23 protein-coding genes and 5 pseudogenes are annotated in these 24,234 nt (G+C 59.0%); 11 read left to right on the top strand and 17 right to left on the bottom strand.

Annotation, left to right across the window (positions count from 1 at the left end; genetic code table 11):
* Positions 1-75 precede the first annotated feature (75 nt).
* Positions 76-960 (top strand): LysR family transcriptional regulator, encoded by an 885-nt coding sequence (locus QFW87_RS11495; protein ID WP_150657463.1) that lies wholly within the window; start codon positions 76-78, stop codon positions 958-960.
* Between the two features lie 87 nt (positions 961-1,047).
* Here the strand turns inward: QFW87_RS11495 and QFW87_RS11500 are convergent, their stop codons facing one another.
* Positions 1,048-1,452: a carbohydrate-binding module family 20 domain-containing protein gene (locus QFW87_RS11500; RefSeq protein ID WP_283180532.1), complete on the bottom strand. Its 405-nt coding sequence runs from the start codon at positions 1,450-1,452 to the stop codon at positions 1,048-1,050.
* 227 nt (positions 1,453-1,679) lie between these two features.
* Between QFW87_RS11500 and QFW87_RS11505 the strand changes: the two genes are divergently transcribed.
* Positions 1,680-1,895 carry a DUF4287 domain-containing protein gene (locus QFW87_RS11505; protein ID WP_283180531.1) on the top strand — a complete coding sequence of 72 codons (216 nt, stop codon included), beginning with the start codon at positions 1,680-1,682 and terminating at the stop codon, positions 1,893-1,895.
* 204 nt (positions 1,896-2,099) lie between these two features.
* Positions 2,100-2,195, top strand: a pseudogene (locus QFW87_RS11510) (LysR family transcriptional regulator); the annotation flags it as partial.
* Between the two features lie 106 nt (positions 2,196-2,301).
* On the opposite strand, the gene QFW87_RS11515 reads toward QFW87_RS11510, so the two are convergent.
* Positions 2,302-3,399 (bottom strand): DNA alkylation repair protein, encoded by a 1,098-nt coding sequence (locus QFW87_RS11515; RefSeq protein ID WP_283190547.1) that lies wholly within the window; start codon positions 3,397-3,399, stop codon positions 2,302-2,304.
* Between the two features lie 160 nt (positions 3,400-3,559).
* Positions 3,560-5,368 (bottom strand): monovalent cation:proton antiporter-2 (CPA2) family protein, encoded by a 1,809-nt coding sequence (locus QFW87_RS11520; RefSeq protein ID WP_283190548.1) that lies wholly within the window; start codon positions 5,366-5,368, stop codon positions 3,560-3,562.
* A gap of 158 nt (positions 5,369-5,526) precedes the next feature.
* Here QFW87_RS11520 and QFW87_RS11525 point away from each other — a divergent pair, with 158 nt between their 5' ends.
* Positions 5,527-5,835, top strand: coding sequence for an RcnB family protein (locus QFW87_RS11525; protein ID WP_283180528.1), 309 nt, complete (start codon positions 5,527-5,529; stop codon positions 5,833-5,835).
* A gap of 60 nt (positions 5,836-5,895) precedes the next feature.
* Here QFW87_RS11525 and QFW87_RS11530 read toward each other — a convergent pair whose 3' ends face one another.
* The 3 genes from QFW87_RS11530 to QFW87_RS11540 all read right to left on the bottom strand — a co-directional run bounded on the left by QFW87_RS11530 (position 5,896) and on the right by QFW87_RS11540 (position 8,457).
* A complete protein-coding gene (locus tag QFW87_RS11530; protein WP_283190549.1) occupies positions 5,896-6,969 on the bottom strand; it encodes a sensor domain-containing diguanylate cyclase in 1,074 nt (357 codons plus the stop codon).
* A 103-nt stretch (positions 6,970-7,072) separates the two neighbouring features.
* Positions 7,073-7,396: a protealysin inhibitor emfourin gene (locus tag QFW87_RS11535; protein ID WP_283190550.1), complete on the bottom strand. Its 324-nt coding sequence runs from the start codon at positions 7,394-7,396 to the stop codon at positions 7,073-7,075.
* Positions 7,393-8,457, bottom strand: coding sequence for a M4 family metallopeptidase (locus QFW87_RS11540; protein ID WP_283190551.1), 1,065 nt, complete (start codon positions 8,455-8,457; stop codon positions 7,393-7,395). The genes QFW87_RS11535 and QFW87_RS11540 overlap by 4 nt, the downstream gene beginning before the upstream one ends.
* Before the next feature lie 146 nt (positions 8,458-8,603).
* Here QFW87_RS11540 and QFW87_RS11545 point away from each other — a divergent pair, with 146 nt between their 5' ends.
* Both QFW87_RS11545 and QFW87_RS11550 read left to right on the top strand, forming a co-directional pair.
* Positions 8,604-8,942 carry an FKBP-type peptidyl-prolyl cis-trans isomerase gene (locus QFW87_RS11545; RefSeq protein WP_074875989.1) on the top strand — a complete coding sequence of 113 codons (339 nt, stop codon included), beginning with the start codon at positions 8,604-8,606 and terminating at the stop codon, positions 8,940-8,942.
* Positions 8,943-9,125: 183 nt separating this feature from the next.
* Positions 9,126-9,642: pseudogene (locus QFW87_RS11550) on the top strand (IS66 family transposase); the annotation flags it as partial.
* A 16-nt stretch (positions 9,643-9,658) separates the two neighbouring features.
* On the opposite strand, the gene QFW87_RS11555 reads toward QFW87_RS11550, so the two are convergent.
* A complete protein-coding gene (locus QFW87_RS11555; RefSeq protein ID WP_283180524.1) occupies positions 9,659-10,273 on the bottom strand; it encodes an NAD(P)H-dependent oxidoreductase in 615 nt (204 codons plus the stop codon).
* A 139-nt stretch (positions 10,274-10,412) separates the two neighbouring features.
* Between QFW87_RS11555 and QFW87_RS11560 the strand changes: the two genes are divergently transcribed.
* Positions 10,413-11,312 carry a LysR family transcriptional regulator gene (locus QFW87_RS11560; protein ID WP_283180523.1) on the top strand — a complete coding sequence of 300 codons (900 nt, stop codon included), beginning with the start codon at positions 10,413-10,415 and terminating at the stop codon, positions 11,310-11,312.
* Positions 11,313-11,517: 205 nt separating this feature from the next.
* Here QFW87_RS11560 and QFW87_RS11565 read toward each other — a convergent pair.
* Positions 11,518-12,290, bottom strand: a pseudogene (locus QFW87_RS11565) (pyridoxal-phosphate dependent enzyme); the annotation flags it as partial.
* Positions 12,291-12,413: 123 nt separating this feature from the next.
* Here QFW87_RS11565 and QFW87_RS11570 point away from each other — a divergent pair.
* Positions 12,414-12,890: an MEKHLA domain-containing protein gene (locus tag QFW87_RS11570; RefSeq protein WP_283180522.1), complete on the top strand. Its 477-nt coding sequence runs from the start codon at positions 12,414-12,416 to the stop codon at positions 12,888-12,890.
* A 30-nt stretch (positions 12,891-12,920) separates the two neighbouring features.
* Here the strand turns inward: QFW87_RS11570 and QFW87_RS11575 are convergent, their stop codons facing one another.
* Positions 12,921-14,042, bottom strand: a complete 1,122-nt coding sequence (locus QFW87_RS11575; protein WP_283190552.1) for a cytochrome P450 — start codon at positions 14,040-14,042, stop codon at positions 12,921-12,923.
* Between the two features lie 82 nt (positions 14,043-14,124).
* Here QFW87_RS11575 and QFW87_RS11580 point away from each other — a divergent pair, with 82 nt between their 5' ends.
* Positions 14,125-14,889, top strand: a complete 765-nt coding sequence (locus QFW87_RS11580; RefSeq protein WP_283190553.1) for a winged helix-turn-helix domain-containing protein — start codon at positions 14,125-14,127, stop codon at positions 14,887-14,889.
* Here the strand turns inward: QFW87_RS11580 and QFW87_RS29840 are convergent.
* A pseudogene (locus QFW87_RS29840) lies at positions 14,886-15,053 on the bottom strand (LysE family translocator); the annotation flags it as partial. The gene QFW87_RS11580 and the pseudogene QFW87_RS29840 overlap by 4 nt on opposite strands.
* On the opposite strand from QFW87_RS29840, the pseudogene QFW87_RS11585 reads away from it, so the two are divergent.
* Positions 15,054-15,665: pseudogene (locus QFW87_RS11585) on the top strand (LysR substrate-binding domain-containing protein); the annotation flags it as partial.
* Here QFW87_RS11585 and QFW87_RS11590 read toward each other — a convergent pair.
* The 6 genes from QFW87_RS11590 to QFW87_RS11615 form a co-directional block, all read right to left on the bottom strand.
* Complete coding sequence (locus tag QFW87_RS11590) at positions 15,655-15,996, bottom strand: hypothetical protein (protein WP_283180519.1); 342 nt, start codon at positions 15,994-15,996, stop codon at positions 15,655-15,657. The pseudogene QFW87_RS11585 and the gene QFW87_RS11590 overlap by 11 nt on opposite strands.
* 135 nt (positions 15,997-16,131) lie before the next feature.
* Positions 16,132-17,151, bottom strand: coding sequence for a branched-chain amino acid aminotransferase (locus QFW87_RS11595; RefSeq protein ID WP_283180518.1), 1,020 nt, complete (start codon positions 17,149-17,151; stop codon positions 16,132-16,134).
* Between the two features lie 301 nt (positions 17,152-17,452).
* On the bottom strand, positions 17,453-18,835 hold the full coding sequence (lpdA, locus tag QFW87_RS11600; RefSeq protein WP_283190554.1) for a dihydrolipoyl dehydrogenase: 1,383 nt from the start codon (positions 18,833-18,835) through the stop codon (positions 17,453-17,455).
* A gap of 17 nt (positions 18,836-18,852) precedes the next feature.
* Complete coding sequence (locus QFW87_RS11605) at positions 18,853-20,124, bottom strand: dihydrolipoamide acetyltransferase family protein (protein ID WP_283190555.1); 1,272 nt, start codon at positions 20,122-20,124, stop codon at positions 18,853-18,855.
* A complete protein-coding gene (locus QFW87_RS11610; RefSeq protein WP_033054499.1) occupies positions 20,125-21,183 on the bottom strand; it encodes an alpha-ketoacid dehydrogenase subunit beta in 1,059 nt (352 codons plus the stop codon).
* Position 21,184: 1 nt separating this feature from the next.
* Positions 21,185-22,420 (bottom strand): 3-methyl-2-oxobutanoate dehydrogenase (2-methylpropanoyl-transferring) subunit alpha, encoded by a 1,236-nt coding sequence (locus tag QFW87_RS11615; protein ID WP_283190556.1) that lies wholly within the window; start codon positions 22,418-22,420, stop codon positions 21,185-21,187.
* A 185-nt stretch (positions 22,421-22,605) separates the two neighbouring features.
* Between QFW87_RS11615 and bkdR the strand changes: the two genes are divergently transcribed.
* On the top strand, positions 22,606-23,094 hold the full coding sequence (gene bkdR / locus QFW87_RS11620; protein ID WP_033054503.1) for a Bkd operon transcriptional regulator BkdR: 489 nt from the start codon (positions 22,606-22,608) through the stop codon (positions 23,092-23,094).
* A gap of 140 nt (positions 23,095-23,234) precedes the next feature.
* On the opposite strand, the gene QFW87_RS11625 is transcribed toward bkdR, so the two are convergent.
* Positions 23,235-24,098, bottom strand: coding sequence for an MBL fold metallo-hydrolase (locus QFW87_RS11625; RefSeq protein WP_283180514.1), 864 nt, complete (start codon positions 24,096-24,098; stop codon positions 23,235-23,237).
* Positions 24,099-24,234: the final 136 nt, after the last annotated feature.

A 24,234-nucleotide genomic window follows, 5' to 3' on the forward strand; every position in this document is an offset into this window, starting at 1 on the left:
AGCTTTCGTCAAAAGAATGTTAGTTTTTGCGCAGCCGCTGTGCGTTTTTAAACAGCCCCACCTCAAGGACGGTTCATGTTCGACTGGAATGACCTGCGGTTTTTTCTCGAGTTGCAGCGTAGCGGGCGTCTGCTCACCGCTGCCCGCCGTTTGAACACCACCCACGCCACCGTGGCCCGGCACATCGAGGCCATCGAAAAGAGCCTCGGCACGGCATTGTTTGTTCAGCATGCCCAGGGTTATGAGCTGACCCCGGCCGGTGAAGCGCTGCTCAAGCACGCCGAAGCGATGGAAAACGTCGCGCTGCTGGCTCAGGAAGAAATCACTCAGTCCACGGCGCCGCTGGGCAAGATCCGCGTTGGCGTGACCGAAGGGTTGGGCATCATGTTCCTCGCCAGCCGCATGAACGGCCTGTTCGAACGTTATCCGGGGCTGGAAGTGGAACTGGTGGCCGTGCCGCGCTTTGTCAGCATCCTCAATCGTGAGGCCGAAATCAGCATCCACCTGGAGCGCCCGGCCGCCGACATGCTGGTCACCCGCAAACTGACTGACTATCGATTGGCGCTGTACGCCAGCCAGGAGTATCTCGACCGTTCGCCACCGCTGCGCAGCCGCGAAGACCTCGGTCGCCACGCCTGGATCGGCTATGTCGATGACTTGCTGTTCAGCCAGGAACTGATGTTCCTCAACAGCTTCTGCCGCAATCCGCAGGTGGTGTTCCACAGCACCAGCGTCATCGCCCAACAACAGGCCGCGCGTTCCGGGTTGGGGATCGCCGTGCTGCCTTGTTACATGGCCAGCGCCGATCCCGGCCTGGTGCCATTGTTGCCGGATGAGAGTATTCAGCGCAGCTACTGGATCAGCACGCGGCGTGAGCTGCACAAATCCGTGCGGTTGCGTGTGTTGTGGGATTACGTGGTGGGGTTGTGTGAGGCGGAACAGGGGTTGTTGCTGGGATAACAAACATCAACAGATCGTCCGAACGCGGCCCGATCTTTTGATCTTGGGGAAGTGTCAGATTCACTTTCCCATAAGTTCACTCACGCCTCAGAACGTGCCGATACTCTTTGTGCGGAAAACCAACTTCACCGTGTTGTTTTTGGCAAGCTGCCACTTCACGTCGGTCGGGTCGTTCTCTTTGCGCACGATACACTTCCATTCCACATCTTTGCCGTCGTCCGTGCCCGGAAAAAGTACCTTGCCGGTCCATGTAGAGTTGTTAGGGGCGGGTTTAGGGTCGAGCTTTACGGCCTTGGCTGGATCCCAATTCCCTAGCTCCGGATGGTTGCCGACAACATACACACTGTAGCCCGGCACCGTGTTGCCGTTTTCGCATTGAAATTCCACTTCGTCTTTTAAGGGCACCCACGTGACACCTAGGGCATCGCGGAACACGGGCAGCATTGCCAACAAGCAAACGCCCAGCGGCAATAGGTAACGATTGCGAGACATGATGAACACCTCAATTCATTCCAGTGGGCGCAGCATAGCCCCGGCGAAACTGAAAGTGACCTGTTAGAAATGACAGTTCTTTAGAGCGCTTCGCGATAGCTTCAATGGTTGCTTATTAACTGCGAGCTTGTTTGCGCTGGACTGCGCGATCGTCCTGGACTTCAATTTGTGGGGTAAAGACTAGGAGCGTCGACCGACACTCCGCCGCGAACAAGGGAGCTTGCAGCATGACCGACGACACAAAAATAAAAGGCCCGGCGTCGTACTTCCCGTCAATCGAGAAAAAATATGGCCAGCCCATCAGCCACTGGCTGGATGTGCTCGTAACCGTCAGCGACAAAAAGCACATGGAAATGGTGGCCTGGCTGAAGACTGAGCATGGTATGGGGCATGGCCATGCCAATGCTTTGGTTGCGCATTATTTGGCGAGCGCTAAAACGTGAGCCACCTGTAAACGGCTCGCGACGTGGCAGGCAATTACACGGATGCTGGATGTGCGGCCGTCTTCGTCGGAACGCCGCCCGGAGCAAGATCGCTCCCACATTTGTTCGGTGTCGTTCGCGAGAGTTGTGGTCCCTTGATGGGTGACTTAATAAGCCTTAGCCCTGAAGACGATTCGGCCCTCTGGACCTGTATCCGCCAACTGAATCAGCAACCGGCGCGAGCAGCACAAATCGGTGTGGCTCAGATTGCTATGGGATTACGCGGTGGAGTTGTGTGAGCACGAACAGAGGCTACTGTTGGACCCAATCCCCTGTAGGAGCAAAGCTTGCTCGCGATGGCGTCAGGTCTGGCATACCGCGTCTTCGTTCATCGCGAGCAAGCTTTGCTCCTAAAGGGGTTCGTGTTTCAAGGGAGGATTTCGAATGAGGTGCTAGCCAGGCGCTCCCCATTCACCAGCACGTGCACGGCGTGTTTGCCCACGTAGTGTTTGCGGGTGGTGAGTTCCTTGATCTGCTGGCTACGGGCGATGGATTCGGTCGCCTTGCCGGGAAGCGTCAGCGCCTTGAGCTTGAACACCTTCGCCGACGTGCTGCCGTTGGCTTTTACGTAATCGATGGCGTAGTCGATCACCAGTCGCTGACTGTCCTGGACCGTGGATTTCACGGCGAAGGACAGGGTGATTTTTTCACCCAGACGAATCACTGCCGGTTCCACCTTCACATCGATGATCTCGACCTCAGGCTTGCCGCTTGCGCCAATGATCGCCAACGCTCGTTGGTTGCCCTGTTTGATCAGGCTGCGCAGGGCGTGTTTGGCGATCCACGCGGTGTGTTTGTTGTTCAGCGACCAGCCTTCGATCAGGTCCAGCACCCACTCGGGATGATCCTTGGTGATGTCGTTGAGGTGGTTGGCCACGGACTTGCGCACGTAAAGGCTGTTGTCGGCCTTGAGGTTGTCGAGGATCGCCGCCGCCAATGTTGGGTCAGCCTGAATCTGTTCCAGACGGAACGACCATGGCAGGCGCGGTCGGCTGCCTTCACTGGCCAGGCGGCGGACATGTTCGTTTTCGTCCAGGGACCAATCGTGCATGACCGCCAGGGAGCCTTCGATATTGCTGCGCAGGAAATGGCGGATCGCGAACTCCGAGGAGCCGAAGGCAGTGAAATATTTCAGCGCGTCCATGGATTGTTCGAAGGCATGTCCGCCGTACGTCGCGACGTAATGCGGTAATGAAATGCTGACGAAACCGCTGTTCAGCCGCGGAGCGAGGGCGCGCAGCACTTCAAGCGTCTCTTCATAGCTCAACGGCAGGACCGCGTGCAGGCACTCGCTGACCCGGGCCATGCGCTGCATGATTGATAAATCGGCAAGCCCGTCGTTGGCCAGTTTCAGGAAGGCCTTGGCGTTGAACGCTGGGTAGACGGCGGTCATCTCGGTGGCGATGTGCTTGAGGCGGTCGGCGTTGAAGATTTCTTTTAGGGCAGGGGCGGGTTGGTCAGCCATAGTGAGTTCCTTGGAAATTCTGGTTTGCCTGAGGTACCGCGTTATCGTTCTTCGCGAGCATGCCCGCTCCACATGGGTTCTTTGGTGAACACGGGATTTGTGTACGACGTAAATCAAGTGTGGGAGCGGGCTTGCTCGCGAAAAGGCCCTCACAGTCGCCTCAACGCTTACCCGCTTCCTCTTCTAGTTGATCCGACTCAAACAACCTCGCCAGTTCCACCCGGGCTTCCTGCGCCGTCTGCATTACCTTCGCCGCATCGTCATAAATCGCATGCTGGGCTTCCAGCACCTGCTCGTCGTGATGCTTGAAGCGCTTGATCCGCGCATCGGCCTGGGCCTGGGTCAGCCCTAGGCCGACCAGCGTGCGCCGGCTCATTTCCAGACTCGAATAATAGGTTTCCCGAATGGCCTCGGCGCCAAGGTCCACCAAGCGATGCACATGCTGACGGTTACGGGCCCGGGCGATGATTTTGATGTGCGGATAGAGTTTGTGCACCAACTCGGCGGTCTTGATGTTGGTGTCCGGGTCGTCGGTGGCGATGACAAAGTATTCCGCCTGCTCGACCTTGGCCGCACTGAGGATCTCCGGGCGCATCGGGTCGCCGTAGAACACCGGGACGCCGCCGAAGCTGCGCGACAGTTCGATGGTTTCCACCGAGGTGTCGAGGGCGACGAACTTGATGTTCTGCGCGCGCAAAATCCGCGCAACGATCTGCCCCATACGGCCCATGCCGGCGATCACCACGCGTGGCGTGTCGGTATCGATCGCGCGGAATTTCTCCGGCACCACCACGGGTTGAACCTTGGGGCTGACCAGTCGCGCGCACACCAGCAACAGCAGCGGCGTCACCGCCATGGACAAGGTGATGGTCAGCACCAGCAAGTCGTACAGGCGCGGCTCGAACAGTCCCTGGTCGCGGCCGATCTTGAACACCACAAACGCAAACTCACCACCGGCCGCCAGCACGATGCCGAGGCGAATCGCACTGACCTTGCCCAGACCACCCGCCAGCCGACCGACTACAAACAGCAGCGGCAGTTTGATTGCGATCAGCAATAGAGTCAGGCCCAGCACCGTGATCGGCGCGCTCAGGAGAAGACTCAGGTTGGCGCTCATGCCGACGCTGATGAAAAACAGACCCAGCAGCAATCCCTTGAACGGTTCGATTTGCGCTTCCAGTTCGTGACGGTATTCGGAGTCCGCCAGCAGCAACCCGGCGAGGAACGCCCCCAGCGCCATGGACACGCCGACCAAGTCCATCAGCCACGCCGTGCCTATCACTACCAGCAACGCAGTGGCGGTCGAGACTTCCGGCAAACCGGTCTTGGCCACCACCCGGAACACTGGGCGCAGCAGATACCGCCCACCGATCACCACCACCGCGATGCTGCCCAGCACGCGCAAGCCGTGATTGAGGCCTTCGCCAGCGCTGCTGGTGTGATCGCCGCCCGCCAGCAACGGCACCATGGCGATCAAAGGGATAGCGGCGATGTCCTGGAACAGCAGAATCGCGAATGCCAAGCGCCCGTGGGGACTGGTCAGTTCCTTGCGCTCGGCCAAGCTTTGCAAACCGAACGCGGTGGACGACAGCGCCAGGCCCAAGCCCAACACGATCGCGCTGTTCAACGGCTGGCCGAACACGAATAACGCCAGTACACCAATCACTGAGCCCGTCAGCAGCACTTGCGCCAGGCCTACGCCGAACACCGATTTGCGCATCACCCACAAACGTCGCGGCGACAGTTCAAGGCCAATGATGAACAGCAGCAACACCACCCCGAGTTCGGAAATGTGGCTGACGCTTTGCGGATTGCCAATCAAGCCCAGCACCGACGGGCCGATGATCACGCCGGCAAACAGATAACCCAGCACCGCCCCCAGTTGCAGGCGCTTGGCCAAGGGAACGGTGAGCACGGCCGCGAACAGAAACACGACAGCGGCTTGCAACAGGTTGCCTTCATGGGGCATAGCGAAACTCCAGGGACTCGGTACGGCGGGGCGGTAAGGATAAAGGCTTGAGAAGAATGCGTCATGCCAATGCAATCGTAATAATCACAGCAATAAGGAATGATTCAGCGCCAGCGCAGTCGGATTCCAGGTGCCAAGACATCAATGGAGATTCACCGATGAACAACAAAACCCTTATCGCCAGCCTCGCCCTTGTCGCAGGCATTGCCGGTATTAGCCCGATCGTTCAAGCGGATGACCCACCGCAAAAAACCGTTCAGCCGGGAGTCAACAACACCCGGGAGTTAGTGGTCGGCGACCGCGCCCCAGACGTTTACCAGCGCAGCGAAAAAGCCCTGGCCAACTGGAAGCAGAAAGGCCTGAAAACCCCGAAGGCTCAGGCGCAGTGGGTGCAGATCAATGACAAGTACATGATGGTGATGATTACCAACGGGACGATTATTGATATCACGCCAGTGGAGCGTTAGGCCGCAAGCAACATTCACCTTCAATGATGTTCCTTTCGGCCAACGCAAGGACTGAGCGGGTCAATCAACCCGACTATGGCTCATCGTTTGCTCGCCCAATCGATACTGATTATTCCCACTGCGCTTCGCCTCATACATCGCCAGATCCGCAATATGAATCAACCGGTCCATGCTCGGCGCATGGTCCGGGAACACCGCGACCCCCAGGCTGGTGCCGATGTGTCGTTGGTCATTGCCGATGGTCACCGGAGGCGACAGTTCGACGAAGATTTTCTGGCAGATGCTGCGGGCTTCGTCTTGTAGGCTGTTGCCCTGGGACAGGCCTTGAAGGATGACCACAAACTCGTCGCCACCGATCCGGGCGACGGTATCGGTTGAACGCAGGATTTTCTTCAGTCGGGTGGCGGTGGTGATCAGTACCCGGTCACCGGCGGCATGGCCGTAATGGTCGTTGATTGCCTTGAAACCATTGAGGTCGACAAATACCAGCGCAACCCTCGTAGCGCTGATGCGCGCCTGTTCCAGCGCTTCGGACAGACGCTGCTCGAGCACCAGACGATTGGGCAGACCGGTCAGCGGGTCGAAGTGGGCCAAGTGTTGCAGGTAGCTGGCGGAGGCTTTTTCCTCGGTGATGTCGCGTACCACACCCATCATCTTGATCGTTGCATCGTGGTCGTTCTTGACCACATTGCCGGTTTCCCGAAGCCAGCGGATCGTGCCGTCGGGCCAGACGACCCGGTATTCCTCGTCATGGTTGTCGCCGGTTTCCAGGCAGCGCAATTCCCCGGCCCGGACCTTGGCCCGATCATCGGGGTGAACACATGAGCAAAATAGGGCGTAGGAGGGCGTTACTTCGTCGATCTTGAAGCCAAACATGCCGTAGATCGCGTCCGACCAGTAGAGCTTGTCGGTGTCGACATCCCAGTCCCACGTGCCGATGCGGGCGAAATACTGGCTACGCTTGAAGCGTTCGACGTCGCCGTCCTGGCGGATGTTTTGTCCGTCAGTCAGGCTGGTGATCAGCACGCGATACTCGGCCAGCTGCTTTTGCAGCGAGCGCTCGCGACAGATCAACGCGACGATCAGGGCTAGCATCAGTGAGCCGATGGCGGCGCTGGTCCAATCCACATTCATTCAGGTTTCGCCATCGTGGCGTATCAGCCGTATCGGGAGAGATGCGCCTATGTTAGTTCACACGGCCCTCGATCATCAGCCTCTATTACGAGGGGCGCCAAACTTATAGCAGTTCACCTTTGTCCCACAGATGCACCAATTCCCCAGGCGCCTGATCTTCAGGCACCTTCATCACCATCCGGTCGTCCTGTTCGCCGTTGCGGTAGCGCACTTCGATTTGATAGAAGCGCTGATCGCCCCGACCGGCGGATGAACTCGTCATAAGCAGGCAACCCTCAAGCAACGAGCAGATGCGGGTGCGTTGGTCGGCATTGCATTGGGCGAATTCGATCTCTCGGGGGCGGGTCAAGGTGTGGATCGCCGCCACGCCGCCCTGGCGGGAGACACAGACCACCGCGTTATCGTCCAGTGTTGGCAAGGTTTTCATTGTTCCTCCGGCGTCAGGTCGACGCCCACTTCAGACCAGCCGTGTCGCACCGCCTCGACTGCCTTCGCACCAAATCCTTGCCGGGCATGCTCGACGGTCAGTTGCGCGAAGGCACTGAATGTCGCTTCGCTACTCAGGCGTTTGTCGCACAGCGCGTCGTACCAGATGCGGCCGGTTCTTTCCCAGGCAAAGCCGCCCAGCTCCATCGCGGCCAGATAAAAAGCCCGATTGGGGATGCCCGAATTGATGTGCACCCCACCATTGTCTTCTTGGGTGATGACGAACTTGCGCATGTGGTCCGGTTGCGGGTCCTTGCCAAGCAACGGGTCGTCATAGGCCGTGCCCGGAAGGGCCATCGAGCGTAAACCGATGCCTTTGATGCGCGGTGCCAGCAGGTCCGCACCGATCAGCCAGTCAGCCTCTTCGGCGGTCTGGCCCAGTACATGTTGTTTGATCAGTACCCCGAAAACGTCCGAAATCGATTCATTCAATGCCCCGGACTGGCTGGCATAGACCAGACCGGCTTCGCTTTCGATCACGCCGTGCGTCAACTCGTGACCGATCACATCCAGAGAGCGGGTAAAGCGTTCGAAGATTTCGCCATCGCCGTCACCGAACACCATTTGCGCGCCATTCCAGAACGCGTTTTCGTAATCCAGGCCGTAATGCACGCTGCCGATCAGGGCAAAACCCATGTTGTCGATGGAGTCCCGACCCAGCACCTTCCAGAAGAAATCATAGCTGGCACCCATTGCGTCGTAGGCCTCGTCGACCGCCGGATCGCCGGTTGCCGCCTGGCCTTCAAGCCGCACAGGCATACCCGGCAGAAGCATTTTGCCTTGCGCGTCATAAATGCTGCGCTGTGCCAGGCCGGGTTGGCCGGGCTGCGACAGGATCGCTTCGGCGGGTGGTCGCGATGGCGGGCCGGGATTGTGCCGCAGACGGCGGACATGGATCAGCGTGGTCTGGGCGCTGGAGCGCTGACGGTCGGAACCGTGGGCGATGATTTGGTTGAGGATGTAGGGCGGGATGAAACTGTACAGCGGTGATGAGTCGGTCATCAGAGCATCCTTTCCTGAATACGAAGTCGTTATTCATGTGAGCCGGATGACGGTCTTTCGGTTCCGTGGATTGCCTTGCGCGCCGGTTTCTGCGAAAACCTCCGTCCGCGCCCCAATCACTGGGCGACAGTGAACGAGTAGGAATCATGAACGACGAGTTGCAAATCATTGACCTTGAGCCGGGCGACGGCAAAGCCGCCGTCAAAGGCGCGCTGATTACCACCCAATACCGCGGCTGGCTGGAAGACGGGACTGAATTCGATTCCTCCTACAGCCGGGGTAAACCTTTCCAGTGCGTGATTGGCACGGGTCGGGTGATCAAGGGGTGGGATCAGGGGATCATGGGGATGCAGGTCGGCGGTAAGCGCAAGTTGCTGGTGCCTGCGCATCTGGCCTACGGTGAACGGACCATGGGCAAGATCACGCCGAACTCGAACCTGATTTTCGAGATTGAATTGCTGGAAGTGCTGACGCGCGATGATTGATTGGCGTATGAGCTGAAATGACAAAAACCGCACTATCTGCACACAGAAAGGGCGGTTTTTTTTGGAACATTGATCAAGCCACCTCGTCACCATTTTTTCGCCAGCGCCTTCTGTTTGGTGATTCAGGTGAATGCGTCAATGTCGTCAAGGATATCCGTCACAACTCCTTCCAAGGAGGGGGACGTCCCCACAGCAGGCCTGCTGGCCCAGGTGATGATCGCCAAGTACAGTGATCATTTACCGCTGTATCGTCAGGAAAAGGTCTTTGCCAGGGCCTGTCTGGCCATCGCGCGCTCACCCTGGCGCAGTGGGTCGGCACTTGCGGTGCGCAGTTGCAGCCGCTGGTCGATGCGCTGCGCGAGGTCGTGCTTGGACACAACGTGGTGCACGCCGACGAAACGCCGGTCCAGATGCTCACGCCGGGCGCGAAGAAAACCCTCCGTGCCTACGTCTGGGCCTATGTCACGAACCAGTTTGCCAACGTAAAGGCTGTTGTTTACGACTTCAGCCCCAATCGCTCGGCGAACACGCCCGGGCCTTCCTGCAAGACTGGAATGGCCAACTAGTCTGCGATGATTTTGGCGGCTACAAGGTCAGTTTTGCACTCGGTGTGACCGAGATCGGCTGCATGGCTCATGCGCGACGCAAATTCTTCGAGCTGCACATTACGAACAAAAGCCAGCTTGCCGAACAGGCCTTGCGCTACATCTAGTTGTCTAAACCAGCGACTTTTGAATCTGATGATCAAATGTATCTAGAAAATCGTGCATGCTGATTTCTCCGAGATCTACAGCTTTAGCGCCGCCGGCCGCAATAAAGGTGACATCAGTGATACCTAGGACGTTCAGGATCAGTTTCAAATATTGGGTCGCAATGTCACGGTCTCTAATCGGGGAGTCGTTGGTGTATACACCTCCCGAGGCGAGCAGCACCGTTGCCTTTTTACCGGTCACCAGCCCTTTACCATCAAAGCCCAAGGTCAGGCCTTTACGTACCACGTGATCCACCCACGCCTTGAGCGCCGCAGGGACGTTGTAGTTGTAGACCGGCGTTGAAATAACCACGTGATCGGTTTCCAGCAACTCGGCCACAAGCTCATCGGATAGCTGCAACACGGCTTTCATTTCAGGCGAATGCTGGGTTTCTGGGGTGAAGTAAGCCTGTAACCAGGGGGCCGTCACGAACGTAAGCGGAGTGTCCGTTAGATCCCGTACTTTGATGGCGCCCCTAGGGTGTGCAGCTTCCCACGTGGCCACAAATCGGCGAGTGAGCTGCCGGGAGATTGAAGCATCCCCACGTGGGCTGGTTTCAATGGTGAGAAGCCTGGACATGAAAGTAACTCCTGCGCGGTGACGCGGCGGTATGTTTTGCGTTGTCGCTTTAGGCGATGTGCGACACACTCTACCCAATGCGATCTCTACGCAGGAGTGATGTAAATATGATTGAGTCCATCTGTTTCAGTGATGGGTCATGATCGGAAATCTCAGCTTGGACCAGTTGCGGATCCTTGTAACCATTGCTGATACAGGCAGCTTCTCGGCAACGGGACGTCACCTGCGGCGTGCTCAATCTGCCATTAGCCAGTCGATTGCCACACTTGAGTCAGTTCAAGGTGTGAGGCTGTTTGATCGGAGCGGCCATCGTCCAACTCTCACAGAGGTAGGTAGAGTGCTAGTGGTTCAAGCGCGCGTAGTGCTGGCAAGCGCTGCCCAGTTTGAAGCAATGGCCGCAAGTACGGCAGCAGGGGTTGAGCCGGAGTTGGCTCTCGCCATAGACCCTTTAGTCCCTAGCGCACCGCTCATCGAAAGCCTCCGCGCTATCCGTGAGGCTTTTCCGCATCTGGCAGTGAGTTTTTCTACAGAAGGCTTAGGCGGCGCAGAGCGTCGATTGCGCAACGGCGATGCGGCACTGGCGCTATGCACATTGATTCCGACAGTGCCCGACGATGTCAACGCACTGCCGCTGCTCAGCGTCGACTTGAGGCCCGTAGTAGCCAGCGGACATCCCCTGGCTATGTTAGGCCGTCGGGCAACAAGTGCAGACCTCAAGCCTTATGTGCAACTGGTACTTTCCGATCCGGTTTCTCCCGACGGCCCTAGCTATGGGGTGACGGGCAGTCACCAGTGGCGGTTTGTAGATTTGGCACGGCGGCTGGATTTTTTGCTCGCCGGGTTCGGTTGGTGTCGAATGCCAGAGCATCTGATTGCGGATCATCTGGCTTCAGGACGCCTAATACCGCTTGAGTTAACCGCCGAACTTCAGCGCACACCAGACACACTTACGATCTACGCAGCGCACATGCAAAATCGCTCTTTAGGGAAAGCAGGCCGATGGCTTTTGAATGATCTGACCCGTCGTCTGTGCATGTGATGATACGAAGACGACTAACGTCAGCGGTTTGGTTATCCCGTTGGCCAAAGGGCTGATGCGGTTATTCGAACCGGTTGTGCAGGGACTGCCCGGGCCGTGATCGTCTGTGCGTATTTCGCAAGCCAAGGTGTGATGCCTGCCCGCTTACGGAAAATCAATCGAGAGAAGTGAGTTACTGGAAGTGCTGACGCGCGATGATTAACCACTAGGACTGCAAGGTGTCCCGGTAGGCATAAAGGCCCGGTATTCCGCCGGTCATCACGAACAGCACGTCGTCCCCGGAGCGGTAGCGTCCTTGTCTGATATCGGCCAACAGCCCTGCAATCGCTTTGCCGGAGTAAACCGGGTCGATCAACAGGCCTTCGGCGCGAGTCATCAGGCGCACTGCTTCCTGCATGGCTGGCGTTGGCAGACCGTAACCGTCGCCCAACTGACTGCCGTCGATGGCGATCTCTTCAGCCTGAACGACGGCGCTGCTGCCCAACAGCGCCAATGCGTCCTGGGTCAATTTCCGGGTTCTGGCCGCTGACGTGTCTCGATCGGACAACACCGAATAGGATTTTATGATCGAGGTGCCGCGGCCCAGCAACTAGAAACCCGCCGCGAGCCCGGCGTGGGTGCCGGTGCTGCCGTTGGGCACCACGACTTGATTGAAGGTGAGGTCGAGTTCCGGACCCTGTTGCGCGAACTCCGCCGCGCAGCGCGCATAACCGAGACTGCCCCGCGGCGTTGAACCACCCGTGGGAATCACCAGCACGTTGCGCCCCGAATCCCGAAGTAGCGTGGCCCGTGTTTCGTCCATGGCGAGTAAGTTGCTGCCCCCGGCAAGCACCTGTAGCTGTGCGCCGAACAACTGGTCGAGCAGAACGTTGCCGTTAGTTCGTAATCTACATCGGTTTTGGGTACCGCGCGGGTCAGGATCAGTACACAGTCAAGGCCCAGGCGAGCACACACCGAGGCGGTCAGGCGCGCATGATTGAACGGCATATCCAGAGAGCCTGGAGAAAACCCTCAACACCCAGCTCATTCAACGCACCACCCGACGGCAATCCATCACCGGGGAAGGGCATCAAAAACCAACGCCTTTGCGTGGGAGGACGCGTGTCGTCAATCAACGAATATGTAGCTGCTGTTCAACTGCTGGACGAAGCTTACCGGCGCTGGACCGGGCAAAGCCTGCCAGCCCCTGAGTCGCTGAGCGGAACTGAGCGCTTGCACTGGTTGCACGCGCAAGCGCCTTACAGCCTGTTGGCTCATGGCACCGAAGCCGATCCGTGCTTCTTCTACGCCAACGAACAAACGCTGGCCTGTTTCAAATACCCTCGCTCGCAATTCCTTGGCATGCCGTCACGGTTCAGCGCTTCGCCACTGGACCGAGCCATGCGCCAGACGTTGCTGGAGCAGGTCACGGCCAATGGGATTGCTCATGGCTACAGCGGTTATCGGGTGGATCGGGATGGCCATGCCTTCATGATTCACGAAGGCAAAGTCTGGACACTGATTGATCAGCACGGTGAGCATCGGGGGCAGGCGGCACTATTCTGGCCGGATGCGGAGCGTGTTGGTCGGGTTGATTGATTGTTCCCACGCGCGTGGGAACAATCGGTCTTAGGGCAAATCGCTAAACAGCGGAATACGTCCGTTCAGCGAAGGCCGGTAATGCCAGGTCAGGCGATCCAAAGCAGGCTTTATCGTCAGAATCTCCTTCAACGTAGCGCTGGCAATGCTTAGGGCCAATGTCTGTCCCGGACATTGATGCCGCACCGCACCAAAGGTGAAGCTGCGCCGGTCTGGACGATCAAGAAGAAAGACGTCGGGATGGTCATTGAGCTGTGGATCGCGATTGGCCGAAGCCAGCAGCACCAGAACCACATCGCCTGAATTGAGGCTTACCCCGTCGATTTCACAAGGCGCAGCGACAAACCGGCGGGTGTTCTGCACCGACGGGTCGAAGCGCTGAACTTCAGCGATAAAGTCGTCAACGGGTGTCAGTTCGCTGTGCACCGACGGGTTTCGAATCAACGCCAACAGCGCATTGCCGATCAGCCCGGCGGTGGCTTCATAGGTCTGGGAAAACAGCCCGATCAGGTTGGCGATCAACATTTCAGCGTCACTAGAGGTTGCCGCGAAACGCTGGCGGATCCCGGCGAGCAGAGTGCTCTGATTGTTCGGGTCATCCAGCAACTCAACGAAATAGCCGCTCAAGTGTTCCGCCGCAACGTGCGCTGCATCCCGTTGCGCCTGATCGCCAAGGGGCGACAGGCATGCGATGAAGTCCCCGGTCAGCTCGCTGATAGCCCGGCCCTGAGCCGGAGAGAACCCCAGCAATGCAGCCACCACGCACACCGGCCCGCGGAACATCGCCTTGTACAACCCATCGGCGCCCGGAGTGATCAGGCGAGCGCCGACCAGCGTATTGACTTCATCTGCATCAATCGACGCCAACGCTGGTTGAATCGCCGACCTCGGGCAACGCTGCCGTTCGCCCTCATTCATCCGCATCAACTGACCAAAGACCTTGCCGGCCATCCCGCCAACAATCGCCTTGGGCACCGGCTCGTATGACGGCCGGACATGACAGTCAGGATGCGCCAGCACGGCCCCAACGGCTCGGGCGCTACTTGTCACCCACACTTTCAGTCCTTGGTGAAAAACCAGCCCGCCGTCCGCGCGCAGTTGCGCGTAATAGGGATAAGGATCGGCGTGAGTCGCAGCGATGATCGGGTCCATGGGGTGCAGCCTTGTTCGTGGTTGGAAAAGTGTTGCTACTATCTCCAGTCCGAAAAGGCCTTGATTCGTCCGGGAGCGAAATATGAACGTAGAACAGCACGACATCGGCGTCTCTCAGGTGGCCGCGGCCATCGCGGAACCGGCCCGGACGAAAATCCTCTGTTCGCTGATGGACGGCCACGCCCGCACCAGCACCGAGCTGGCAGCGATTGCCGAGGTCAGCGCCTCCACCGCCAGCGCGCACCTGGCCAAACTCAAGGAATTGGCGCTGGTGCGGCTGCACGTGCAGGGCCGACATCGCTATTACAGCCTGACGGACAAGCGCGTCGCCCAAGCGCTGGAAGCGTTGATGGTGATCGGCCAGAACGCCGCGCCAACCTTCAATCCGCGCACCCCGGATCGCCTGCAATTTGCCCGCACTTGCTACGACCACATGGCCGGCACGTTGGCGGTGCTGCTGCATGACCGGATGATCGAAGCGGGGTGGCTGCTGGAAACCGATGAACAGGACTATCAGCTCAGCGACAGCGGTGAGGTGTTGTTTGAAGGGTTGGGTATCGAGGTCAAGTACCTGAGTACGCTGCGCCGCCGCTTCGCCTGCCCATGCCTGGACTGGAGCATGCGCCGGCCGCATCTGGGTGGTTCGTTGGGGACGGCGTTGTTGCAAACGGCGATCAAGCGCAAATGGGTGACTCAGGACCTGGACAGCCGTGCGCTGGCGTTGACGGCGACGGGGCGAAAGGAACTCAGCAGCCGGTTTGCCGTTGAACTGCCGGTTCAGGTATCGACAGCACAATCCGAGTTCACCGAGCCCCGGCGTCGCGCGAACGCCAGCTCTGCACCTTAGCGACTGGCCGAGACTTTCGCCGCCAGCCAGGAACCCTTTGGGCTGGACAACCAGCCTTTGGCGGCATTGGCGAGCAAGGCGTAGCTGCCATGTACCAGAATTACCAGTACGCCGTAGGACGCGACCAGCTTGAAAAACTGGGTGGAGAAGTGCGCCGAGGTGTCATGCTTTGGCTAACGCCCCGGCTGGTGGATTTCATTGCGCAGCACCCGGACATCAAGCCGCAGGTGATCACCCAAACCCAGGCTCCCGATCATACGCACGACGCGTTCGACATCGTCATTCGCCGTGGTCGTGACGACTGGGCACCGGCAATTGAGGCGCGATCCCTCTTCGAAGACGAACTGTTGCTGGTCGCGGCACCCTCGCTTATCGAACGCCTGGCGCTTCAAGACCTCGCGTCCCTGAGCCGGCACACGTTACTGACCGCCTAGGCGCGTCGCGAAGATTGGCACAACCGGGCCCTGCATTTTGGTCAAACCCAGTCAGCCACTCAGGTCACCCGGCAGTTTGACCGCATGCACCTGGTGCTTGAAGCCGCCGTGGATGGACAGGGCATTGCCCTGTGTCCGACCTCTTTGCTGGGCACCCATCTCTCGAGCGGACGGCTGATTTGCCCGTTGCCCGAGTTGCGCATGCCGTTGCCGCGTTATTACTACGGTGTTGCGCCGGACGTGACGGTGCAGACACGGGTGTTTGTGGAGTGGTTGTTTGCCCGCATTGCTGAGGATGTGCTGCATTGGCAAACACCTCGTGCTGTAACTGCTACGCCCTGAAATTCCAGACAATCTCCACCACCCGCACCGCCAGCACCAGGTAGATTAGAAAAAGAATGATCTGAAACGCCGTGTGATACGGCAACCTGGACAGTCGACGCAGGCCGTCGCTGACATTAAGCAGCATCAGCACCGCTGACAGCAGGATCAATCCCCAGCCGGCGAGGCTTGAGGTGAGAAACCCCATAAACAAGTACTGATCGCTGTGCAGCGCGTTGGTGCCCGCCGCGAACAGCAGGGCACACACCAGCAGGTTCTTGATGTTGTCGAACACTTGCGTGGTGAAGTCGGTGTCCAGCAAAGTCAGATACTTTCGCCAGAGTTTGCTCATGGTTGAGGTGGCACCTGTTAATGGCTATTGAACGTGGCTAGTCTAATGACGTTTTCCGCGATACGCGGACGAAAAAAAGCCCGGCCTTCAACGTGATGGCCGGGCTTTTGTGTTCAAACGGACAGTTGCGTCAAATCAAACCTTGACGATCCAACCCGCTGGCGCCTCGATGTCGCCAGTCTGTACGCCCGTCAGCTCTTTGTAGAGCTTCTGGGTGACCGGGCCGACTTCGGTTTCGCTGTGGAACACGTGCAGTTTGTCGTTATAGCTGATGCCGCCGATTGGGGTGATCACCGCAGCAGTACCGCAAGCGCCGGCTTCCTTGAAGTCGGACAGCTTGTCGATGAACACGTCGCCTTCGACCACTTCAAGACCCAGACGCGATTTTGCCAGCTCGATCAACGACAGACGGGTGATACCCGGCAGGACCGACGGCGAGTTCGGGGTCACGAACTTGTTGTCGTGGGTGATCCCGAAGAAGTTGGCCGAGCCGACTTCTTCGATTTTCGTGTGGGTCATCGGGTCCAGGTAGATGCAGTCGGCGAAGTGGGCTTTCTTGGCCTGGGAACCTGGCATCAGGCTGGCCGCGTAGTTGCCACCGACTTTGGCCGCACCGGTGCCTTGTGGGGCGGCGCGGTCGTAGCTGGAAATCAGGAAGTTGTGCGGGGTCAGGCCGCCCTTGAAGTAGGCACCAACCGGAATGGCGAAGATCGAGAAGATGAACTCGGGGGCGGTACGCACACCGATGTTGTCACCCACGCCGATCACGAACGGACGCAGGTACAGCGCGCCGCCGGTGCCGTAAGGCGGGATGAAACGCTCGTTGGCGCGGACTACTTCTTTACAGGCTTCGATGAACTGCTCGGTTTCCACGAACGGCATCAGCAGGCGCGCGCAGCTGCGTTGCATGCGTGCGGCGTTCTGGTCCGGGCGGAACAGGTTGATCGAACCGTCCTTGCAACGATAGGCCTTCAAGCCCTCGAAGCATTGCTGGCCATAGTGAAGGGCTGTGGAACCTTCGCTGATGTGCAGCACATTGTCTTCGGTCAGGGTGCCTTTGTCCCACTCGCCATTACGCCAGTGCGACAGATAGCGCTTGTCTGTCTTGATGTAGTCAAAACCCAACTTGTCCCAATTGATGCTTTCGTTACCCATGACACCCTCTATCACTTAACAACCGCCGAAACGGTTCAAGGCTTCTGACGTTTTTCTGGATGGGGACAACAATACTTCATTCCTGGCCCATTTCGCAGCCTGGAATTCGATCTCTACGACCATCGATGCACCCCGACGTAGCAGCTGTCGAGCAACGCGAGGCAGCGTTCGGCGACGAAGTCGTCGCAAAACCTGCCACCGAGTGCTTTCAGGCGGACCGAGTCAGCCGAAATACGACGGCTTCGCCGCCGGACGCTGCCTCGCGTTGCTCGACAGCTGCTACAGGGTTTTGTGTGCGTCTTTACAGATGCAGCGCGTGGCCAAGGGCTCGCAACGCCGCTTCCTGCACAGCCTCGCCCAAGGTCGGATGCGCGTGGACCGTGCCGGCAATGTCTTCCAGCCGGGCGCCCATTTCCAGGCTCTGACCGAACGCCGTCGACAATTCCGACACGCCCACACCGACCGCCTGCCAGCCGACAATCACATGATTGTCACGCCGCGCCACGACCCGCACAAAGCCGCTTTTCGATTCCAACGTCATCGCCCGACCATTGGCCGCAAACGGGAAGCTGGAAACGATGCAGTCCAGGCCAGCAGCCTTGACGTCGTCCGGTGTCTTGCCAACGACCACCAGTTCCGGGTCGGTAAAGCACACGGCGGCGATGGCGGTCGGGTTGAACTCACGGGATTTACCGCTGATCAGCTCGGCAACCATCTCGCCCTGAGCCATGGCCCTGTGCGCGAGCATCGGTTCGCCGCTCACGTCGCCAATGGCATACACGTTGCGCATGCTGGTCTGGCAGCGGTTGTCGATCTTGATCGCCGAGCCGTTCATGTCCAGGTTCAAACCTTCGAGGTTCCAGCCTTGAGTGTTCGGTTTGCGGCCAACGGCCACCAGTACCTGGTCGGTTTCCAGGTTCAGGGTGTCGCCATTCGGGTCAAGTACTTGCAGTGTTTTGCTAACAGAATCAAAGCCTTGGACGCTGTGCTTCAAGTAAAGCTTTATGCCGAGTTTTTTCAGTTCGTCATGCACAGGCTGCGTCAGTTCAGCGTCGTAGGCCGGCAGGATACGATCCTGAGCCTCGACCACGCTGACCTCGGCACCGAGCTTGCGATAGGCAATCCCCAGCTCCAGACCGATGTAACCGCCACCGACCACGATCAGCCGTTTCGGCACGGACGTCGGCGCCAGGGCTTCGGTAGAGGAGATGATCGGGCCGCCAATCGGCAGCATCGGCAGGTTCACGCTTTTCGAGCCGGTGGCCAGCACCAGGTGCTCGCACTGAATGCGCGTGTCGCCGACGTCGACAGTTTTACCGTCAATGACTTTGGCCCAGCCTTGAATGACCTGGACTTTGTTCTTTTTCAGCAGTGCCGACACGCCGGTGGTCAGGCGATCAACGATGCCGTCCTTCCACTCGACACTCTTGCTGATATCGAGCGTCGGCGCCGACACGCTGATGCCCAACGCCGAGTGCTGGCTGTGGTGCTGCGTCTGGTGAAATTGTTCGGCGACGTGGATCAACGCCTTCGACGGAATGCAGCCGATGTTCAGGCAAGTGCCGCCCAGGGATTCGCCTTCCACCAGAATGGTCGAGATGCCCAACTGACCGGCACGAATCGCCGTCACATAACCGCCAGGGCCGCCGCCGATGATCAGCAGCGTGGTGTTTAAAGTTTGCATGCCTGCTCCACTCATAATCAGTCCACAAACAGGGTGGCGGGTTGTTCGAGCAAGCCACGGATGGCCTGGATGAATTGCGCCGCGTCCATGCCATCGACCACGCGGTGATCGAAGGAGCTGGAGAGGTTCATCATCTTGCGAATCACGATCTGGCCTTTGACGACCATCGGGCGTTCGACGATTTTGTTGACGCCGACGATCGCCACTTCCGGCAGGTTCAGCACCGGGGTGCTGACGATACCGCCCAAGGCGCCGAGGCTGGTCAGGGTGATGCTCGAGCCGGACAGCTCATCGCGGCTGGCCTTGCCATTACGGGCAGCGGTAGCGAGGCGAGAAATTTCCTGAGCGCTGTCCCACAGGCTGCGGGTTTCGGCGTGACGGACCACTGGCACCATCAAACCGATGTCGGCTTGTGTGGCGACGCCGACATGCACCGCGCCGAGGCGGGTGATGACCTGGGCTTCGTCGTCGTAACGGGCGTTGATCTGCGGGAAGTCGCGCAGGGCAACGACCAATGCGCGGACCAGGAACGGTAGCAAGGTCAGCTTGCCGCGGGTCGCGCTGTGTTTTTCGTTCAGATGAGCGCGCAGTTCTTCCACGGCGGTGACGTCGATTTCTTCGACGTAACTGAAGTGAGCGGCGCGCTGAGTGGCGTCCTGCATACGCTGGGCGATCTTGCGGCGCATGCCGATGACCGGGATTTGTTCTTCGTCGTTACGCTGGGCGTAAGCGGCGGCAATGGTGGATTGCGGCTGTTGACCCTGGGTCAGATAGGTGTCGAGGTCTTCGTGCAGCACCCGACCGGCGGGGCCGGTGCCACGCACCAGACGCAACTGGATGCCGAGGTCCAGCGCATGTTTACGCACGGCCGGGGAAGCCAGCGGACGCTCATCAGCTTCGCGAGCGACCATTGGGCCTTGGCATACGGCCGCTCGCGGCGCTGCAGCGGCGACCGGTTTGCTTTCAACAACGGCTGCAACTTTCGGCGCCGCAACCGGCGCTTCTTTAACAGGTGCAGGCTGAGCCGACTCTTTAACGTTGCCAGCGCCTTCGACTTCAATGCTGATCAGGATGCTGCCAACCGCCATGACTTCGCCCGGCACACCGCCCAGCGCAATCACCTTGCCGTTCACCGGCGACGGGATGTCGACCATCGCCTTGTCAGTCATGACATCGGCCAGCACCTGATCTTCGACGACCATGTCGCCGACTTTGACGTGCCATACCGACAATTCAACTTCTGCAATGCCTTCACCAATGTCCGGCATTTTAATAACGTGCGTGCCCATTCAGACCTCCATAACCCGATGCAAAGCCGCGCCCACCCGGGACGGACCAGGGAAATACGCCCACTCTTGTGCGTGCGGGTAGGGGGTGTCCCAACCGGTGACGCGCTCGATAGGCGCTTCCAGGTAGTGGAAGCAATGCTCTTGCACCAGCGCGACCAGTTCGGCGCCGAAACCGCAGGTGCGGGTCGCTTCGTGAACGATCACGCAACGGCCGGTTTTTTTCACCGACTTGACGATGGTGTCCAGGTCCAGCGGCCACAGGCTGCGCAGGTCGATGACTTCAGCGTCGATGCCGGTTTCTTCAGCCGCGACTTGCGACACATAAACCGTGGTGCCGTACGTCAGGATGGTCACGTCCTTGCCCGGGCGGGTGATGGCGGCGACGTCCAGCGGCACGGTGTAGTAACCGTCCGGCACTTGCGCGGCCGGGTGTTTCGACCACGGGGTTACCGGGCGTTCGTGGTGACCGTCGAACGGACCGTTGTACAGGCGTTTTGGCTCGAGGAAGATCACCGGGTCATCGTTTTCGATGGAGGCGATCAATAAGCCTTTGGCGTCGTAAGGGTTGGACGGCATCACCGTGCGCAAACCGCAGACCTGGGTGAACATCGCCTCAATACTTTGGCTGTGCGTCTGGCCGCCGTAGATGCCGCCGCCGCAAGGCATGCGCAGGGTCATCGGTGCGGTGAACTCGCCGGCCGAGCGATAACGCAGGCGGGCGGCTTCGGAAATGATCTGGTCCGACGCCGGGTAAACGTAATCGGCGAACTGGATCTCGGCAACCGGCCGCAGACCATAAGCGCCCATACCGACGGCGACGCCGACGATGCCGCTTTCGGAGATCGGCGCGTCGAACACCCGGGAGGTGCCGTACTTGTTCTGCAGGCCTTCGGTGCAACGGAACACGCCGCCGAAGTAGCCGACGTCCTGGCCGAACACCACGACGTTGTCGTCACGCTCAAGCATCACATCCATAGCCGAGCGCAGGGCCTGGATCATGGTCATGGTGGTCGTGGTCATGGCGGTTTCCAACTCGATTTTGTTGTTGTGATCGTTCATGTCAGATCCCCAACTCTTGACGCTGGCGCTTCAAGTGCTCCGGCATCTCTTTATAGACGTCTTCGAACATGGTCGCGGCGCTCGGAATCTGGCCACCGGCGAGGGTGCCGTACTGCTCGGCTTCTTTCTGCGCGGCAATCACTTCGGCTTCGAGTTCGGCGCTGACGGCGACGTGCTCCTCTTCGGACCACTGACCGATCTTGATCAGGTGCTGCTTCAGGCGCGCAATCGGGTCGCCCAACGGGAAGTAGCTCCAGTCGTCGGCAGGACGGTATTTGGACGGATCATCAGACGTGGAGTGCGGACCGGCGCGGTAGGTGACCCATTCGATCATGGTCGGGCCGAGGTTGCGGCGGGCGCGTTCGGCGGCCCAGGCAGAGGCGGCGTAGACCGCGACGAAATCGTTGCCGTCGACCCGCAGGGAGGCAATGCCGCAACCGACGCCACGACCGGCGAAGGTCGTGGCTTCACCACCGGCAATCGCCTGGAAGGTCGAGATTGCCCACTGGTTGTTGACCACGTTGAGGATCACCGGCGCACGGTAAACGTGGGCGAAGGTGAGGGCGGTGTGGAAGTCGGATTCAGCGGTAGCGCCGTCGCCGATCCAGGCCGAGGCGATTTTGGTGTCGCCCTTGATCGCCGACGCCATGCCCCAGCCCACACCCTGTACGAATTGGGTGGCGAGGTTGCCGGAAATGGTGAAGAAGCCGAAGTCTTTGACCGAATACATGATCGGCAGTTGACGTCCCTTGAGCGGATCACGCTCGTTGGACAGCAGTTGGCAGATCAGGTCCACCAGCGGCACTTCGCGCGCCATCAGGATGCTTTGCTGGCGGTACGTCGGGAAGCACATGTCATCGACGTTCAGCGCCAGGGCCTGGCCGCTGCCGATGGCTTCTTCGCCAAGGCTCTGCATGTAGAACGACATCTTCTTCTGACGCTGGGCGACCACCATACGGTTGTCATAGATCCGCGTCTTGAGCATGGCGCGCATGCCTTTGCGCAGGATCTCGGATGGTACGCCTTCAGCCCATGGACCGAGGGCGTTGCCCTGGTCGTCGAGCACACGGATCAGGCCCTTGGCCAGGTCGGCGGTGTCGGCCGGTTCAACGTCGATTGGGGGTTTGCGCACCGTGCCAGCATCGGTCAGACGCAGGTAGGAGAAGTCGGTTTTGCAGCCAGGACGGCCCGAAGGTTCGGGTACGTGCAGTTGCAGCGGTTCGTACGCTTGGTTCATGGCTTCTACGCTCGATCTTGTGAATTTCTTGTAGTGAGCTGACCGTCATTCTTCGATAAAAGAAATCTTGTCCTACAACAATCATAGGCCCGGCACAGAAGAATATTTATCTCTGTTTCGTTGCGTTGGCGATCATTTGAGGATAAAAAATCTGCATAAACATAAAAAACAGGTGGTTTTGTCTCATGCGCAAACTGGACCGTACCGATATCGGCATTTTGAACAGCCTTCAGGAGAACGCCCGTATCACCAACGCCGACCTCGCACGCTCGGTCAACCTGTCGCCAACCCCGTGCTTCAACCGGGTCAAGGCGATGGAAGAATTGGGCCTGATTCGTGAGCAAGTGACCCTGCTGGATGCCGAGCTGCTGGGGCTGCATGTGAACGTGTTCATTCACGTCAGCCTGGAAAAACAGGTGGAGGAGGCGTTGCAGCATTTCGAGGAGGCGATCTCGGATCGCCCGGAAGTGATGGAGTGCTATTTGATGGCCGGCGACCCGGACTATTTGATCCGGGTGTTGGTGCCGACCATTCAGTCGCTGGAACGCTTCATGATGGACTTCCTCACCAAAGTCCCCGGCGTCGCCAACATCCGTTCGAGCTTTGCGCTCAAACAGGTGCGCTATAAAACCGCGCTGCCGTTGCCGGCTAACGGCCTGACCCTCAACAACTAAACGCAAATCCCCTGTAGCAGCTGTCGAGCACCGCGAGGCAGCGTTCGGCTGCGAAGCAGTCGCAGACCCTACAACCGAGTTCCTTCAGGTAAGCCGCGGACGCAGCCTCGCGGTGCTCGACAGCTGCTACGAGGGGAAACTCAGAGTTTGTTGATCGGGATTTTCAGGTAGGTCACGCCATTGCCCTCGGCCGGCGGCAAATTCCCCGCCCGCACATTCACCTGAATCGCCGGCAGCAACAGCGTCGGCATGCCCAACCCCGCATCGCGCTGGGTGCGCATGGCGACGAACGCGGTTTCGTCGATGCCGTCATGAATGTGAATGTTGCTTTTGCGCTGCTCGCCCACCGTGCTCATGCACTGCGGTTCGCGACCCTCAGGCGGGTAATCGTGGCAGACATACAGTCGAACGCCGGCAGGGAAGGCCAGCAGTTTGCGAATCGAGGCGAACATCTGGTTGGCGTTGCCGCCGGGGAAGTCGCAACGAGCAGTGCCCACGTCCGGCATGAACAGTGTATCGCCCACCAAAATCACATCGCTGTCGATCAGATAGGCCATGTCCGCCGGCGTGTGGCCGGGCACATGCAGCGCCGTGGCCTTTAGGTTGCCGATCCTGAACGATTCATCCGGCGCGAACAGATGGTCGAACTGCGAACCGTCACTGCGAAATTCCGGCTCAAGGTTGAATAGGGTCTTGAACACGCCCTGAACCTTGCTGATCGACTGACCAATCGCAATCTTCCCGCCCAGTTCCCGACGCAGATACGGTGCGGCGGACAGGTGATCGGCATGGGCGTGGGTTTCCAGCAGCCATTGCACTTGCAATTGTTGTTGGCGAACGAAGGCGATGATCTTGTCGGCCTGGGTGTTGGCGGTTCGCCCGGCGGCGGGGTCGTAGTCGAGCACCGGGTCGACAATGGCGCATTGACTGCCAGCACCTTCGTAAATCACGTAGCTGAAGGTCGACGAGGCAGGGTCTAAAAAAGCTTCAATCAAGGCAGGCATGGTGGCCGTTTCTTTCTGGACAAGTCACGAGGGTAGTTTCATTTTCCCTGCGCTGACCAGCCCGCATCAATTCAATTAATGAAAAAAGCTGTGCGGGCTCTATCCTGTCAGTCATCGATACCGGGCGCTCCCGGCT

This window comes from Pseudomonas sp. PMCC200344 (assembly GCF_030053095.1).
Classification (GTDB): Bacteria; Pseudomonadota; Gammaproteobacteria; order Pseudomonadales; family Pseudomonadaceae; genus Aquipseudomonas; species Aquipseudomonas svalbardensis.

Bases quoted from the DNA above. Each gene is read 5' to 3' on its own strand.
- QFW87_RS11535 (WP_283190550.1), bottom strand. From the start codon at position 7,396: ATGAAAACCTTGCCAACACTGGACGATAACGCGGTGGTCTGTGTCTCC.
- QFW87_RS11560 (WP_283180523.1), top strand. From the start codon at position 10,413: ATGATCGGAAATCTCAGCTTGGACCAGTTGCGGATCCTTGTAACCATT.
- QFW87_RS11530 (WP_283190549.1), bottom strand. From the start codon at position 6,969: ATGAATGTGGATTGGACCAGCGCCGCCATCGGCTCACTGATGCTAGCC.
- QFW87_RS11500 (WP_283180532.1), bottom strand. From the start codon at position 1,452: ATGTCTCGCAATCGTTACCTATTGCCGCTGGGCGTTTGCTTGTTGGCA.
- lpdA (WP_283190554.1), bottom strand. From the start codon at position 18,835: ATGCAAACTTTAAACACCACGCTGCTGATCATCGGCGGCGGCCCTGGC.
- QFW87_RS11595 (WP_283180518.1), bottom strand. From the start codon at position 17,151: ATGGGTAACGAAAGCATCAATTGGGACAAGTTGGGTTTTGACTACATC.
- QFW87_RS11555 (WP_283180524.1), bottom strand. From the start codon at position 10,273: ATGTCCAGGCTTCTCACCATTGAAACCAGCCCACGTGGGGATGCTTCA.
- QFW87_RS11505 (WP_283180531.1), top strand. From the start codon at position 1,680: ATGACCGACGACACAAAAATAAAAGGCCCGGCGTCGTACTTCCCGTCA.
- QFW87_RS11540 (WP_283190551.1), bottom strand. From the start codon at position 8,457: ATGACCGACTCATCACCGCTGTACAGTTTCATCCCGCCCTACATCCTC.
- QFW87_RS11590 (WP_283180519.1), bottom strand. From the start codon at position 15,996: ATGAGCAAACTCTGGCGAAAGTATCTGACTTTGCTGGACACCGACTTC.
- QFW87_RS11495 (WP_150657463.1), top strand. From the start codon at position 76: ATGTTCGACTGGAATGACCTGCGGTTTTTTCTCGAGTTGCAGCGTAGC.
- bkdR (WP_033054503.1), top strand. From the start codon at position 22,606: ATGCGCAAACTGGACCGTACCGATATCGGCATTTTGAACAGCCTTCAG.
- QFW87_RS11580 (WP_283190553.1), top strand. From the start codon at position 14,125: ATGAACGTAGAACAGCACGACATCGGCGTCTCTCAGGTGGCCGCGGCC.
- QFW87_RS11520 (WP_283190548.1), bottom strand. From the start codon at position 5,368: ATGCCCCATGAAGGCAACCTGTTGCAAGCCGCTGTCGTGTTTCTGTTC.
- QFW87_RS11605 (WP_283190555.1), bottom strand. From the start codon at position 20,124: ATGGGCACGCACGTTATTAAAATGCCGGACATTGGTGAAGGCATTGCA.
- QFW87_RS11615 (WP_283190556.1), bottom strand. From the start codon at position 22,420: ATGAACCAAGCGTACGAACCGCTGCAACTGCACGTACCCGAACCTTCG.
- QFW87_RS11525 (WP_283180528.1), top strand. From the start codon at position 5,527: ATGAACAACAAAACCCTTATCGCCAGCCTCGCCCTTGTCGCAGGCATT.
- QFW87_RS11625 (WP_283180514.1), bottom strand. From the start codon at position 24,098: ATGCCTGCCTTGATTGAAGCTTTTTTAGACCCTGCCTCGTCGACCTTC.
- QFW87_RS11515 (WP_283190547.1), bottom strand. From the start codon at position 3,399: ATGGCTGACCAACCCGCCCCTGCCCTAAAAGAAATCTTCAACGCCGAC.
- QFW87_RS11575 (WP_283190552.1), bottom strand. From the start codon at position 14,042: ATGGACCCGATCATCGCTGCGACTCACGCCGATCCTTATCCCTATTAC.
- QFW87_RS11610 (WP_033054499.1), bottom strand. From the start codon at position 21,183: ATGAACGATCACAACAACAAAATCGAGTTGGAAACCGCCATGACCACG.
- QFW87_RS11545 (WP_074875989.1), top strand. From the start codon at position 8,604: ATGAACGACGAGTTGCAAATCATTGACCTTGAGCCGGGCGACGGCAAA.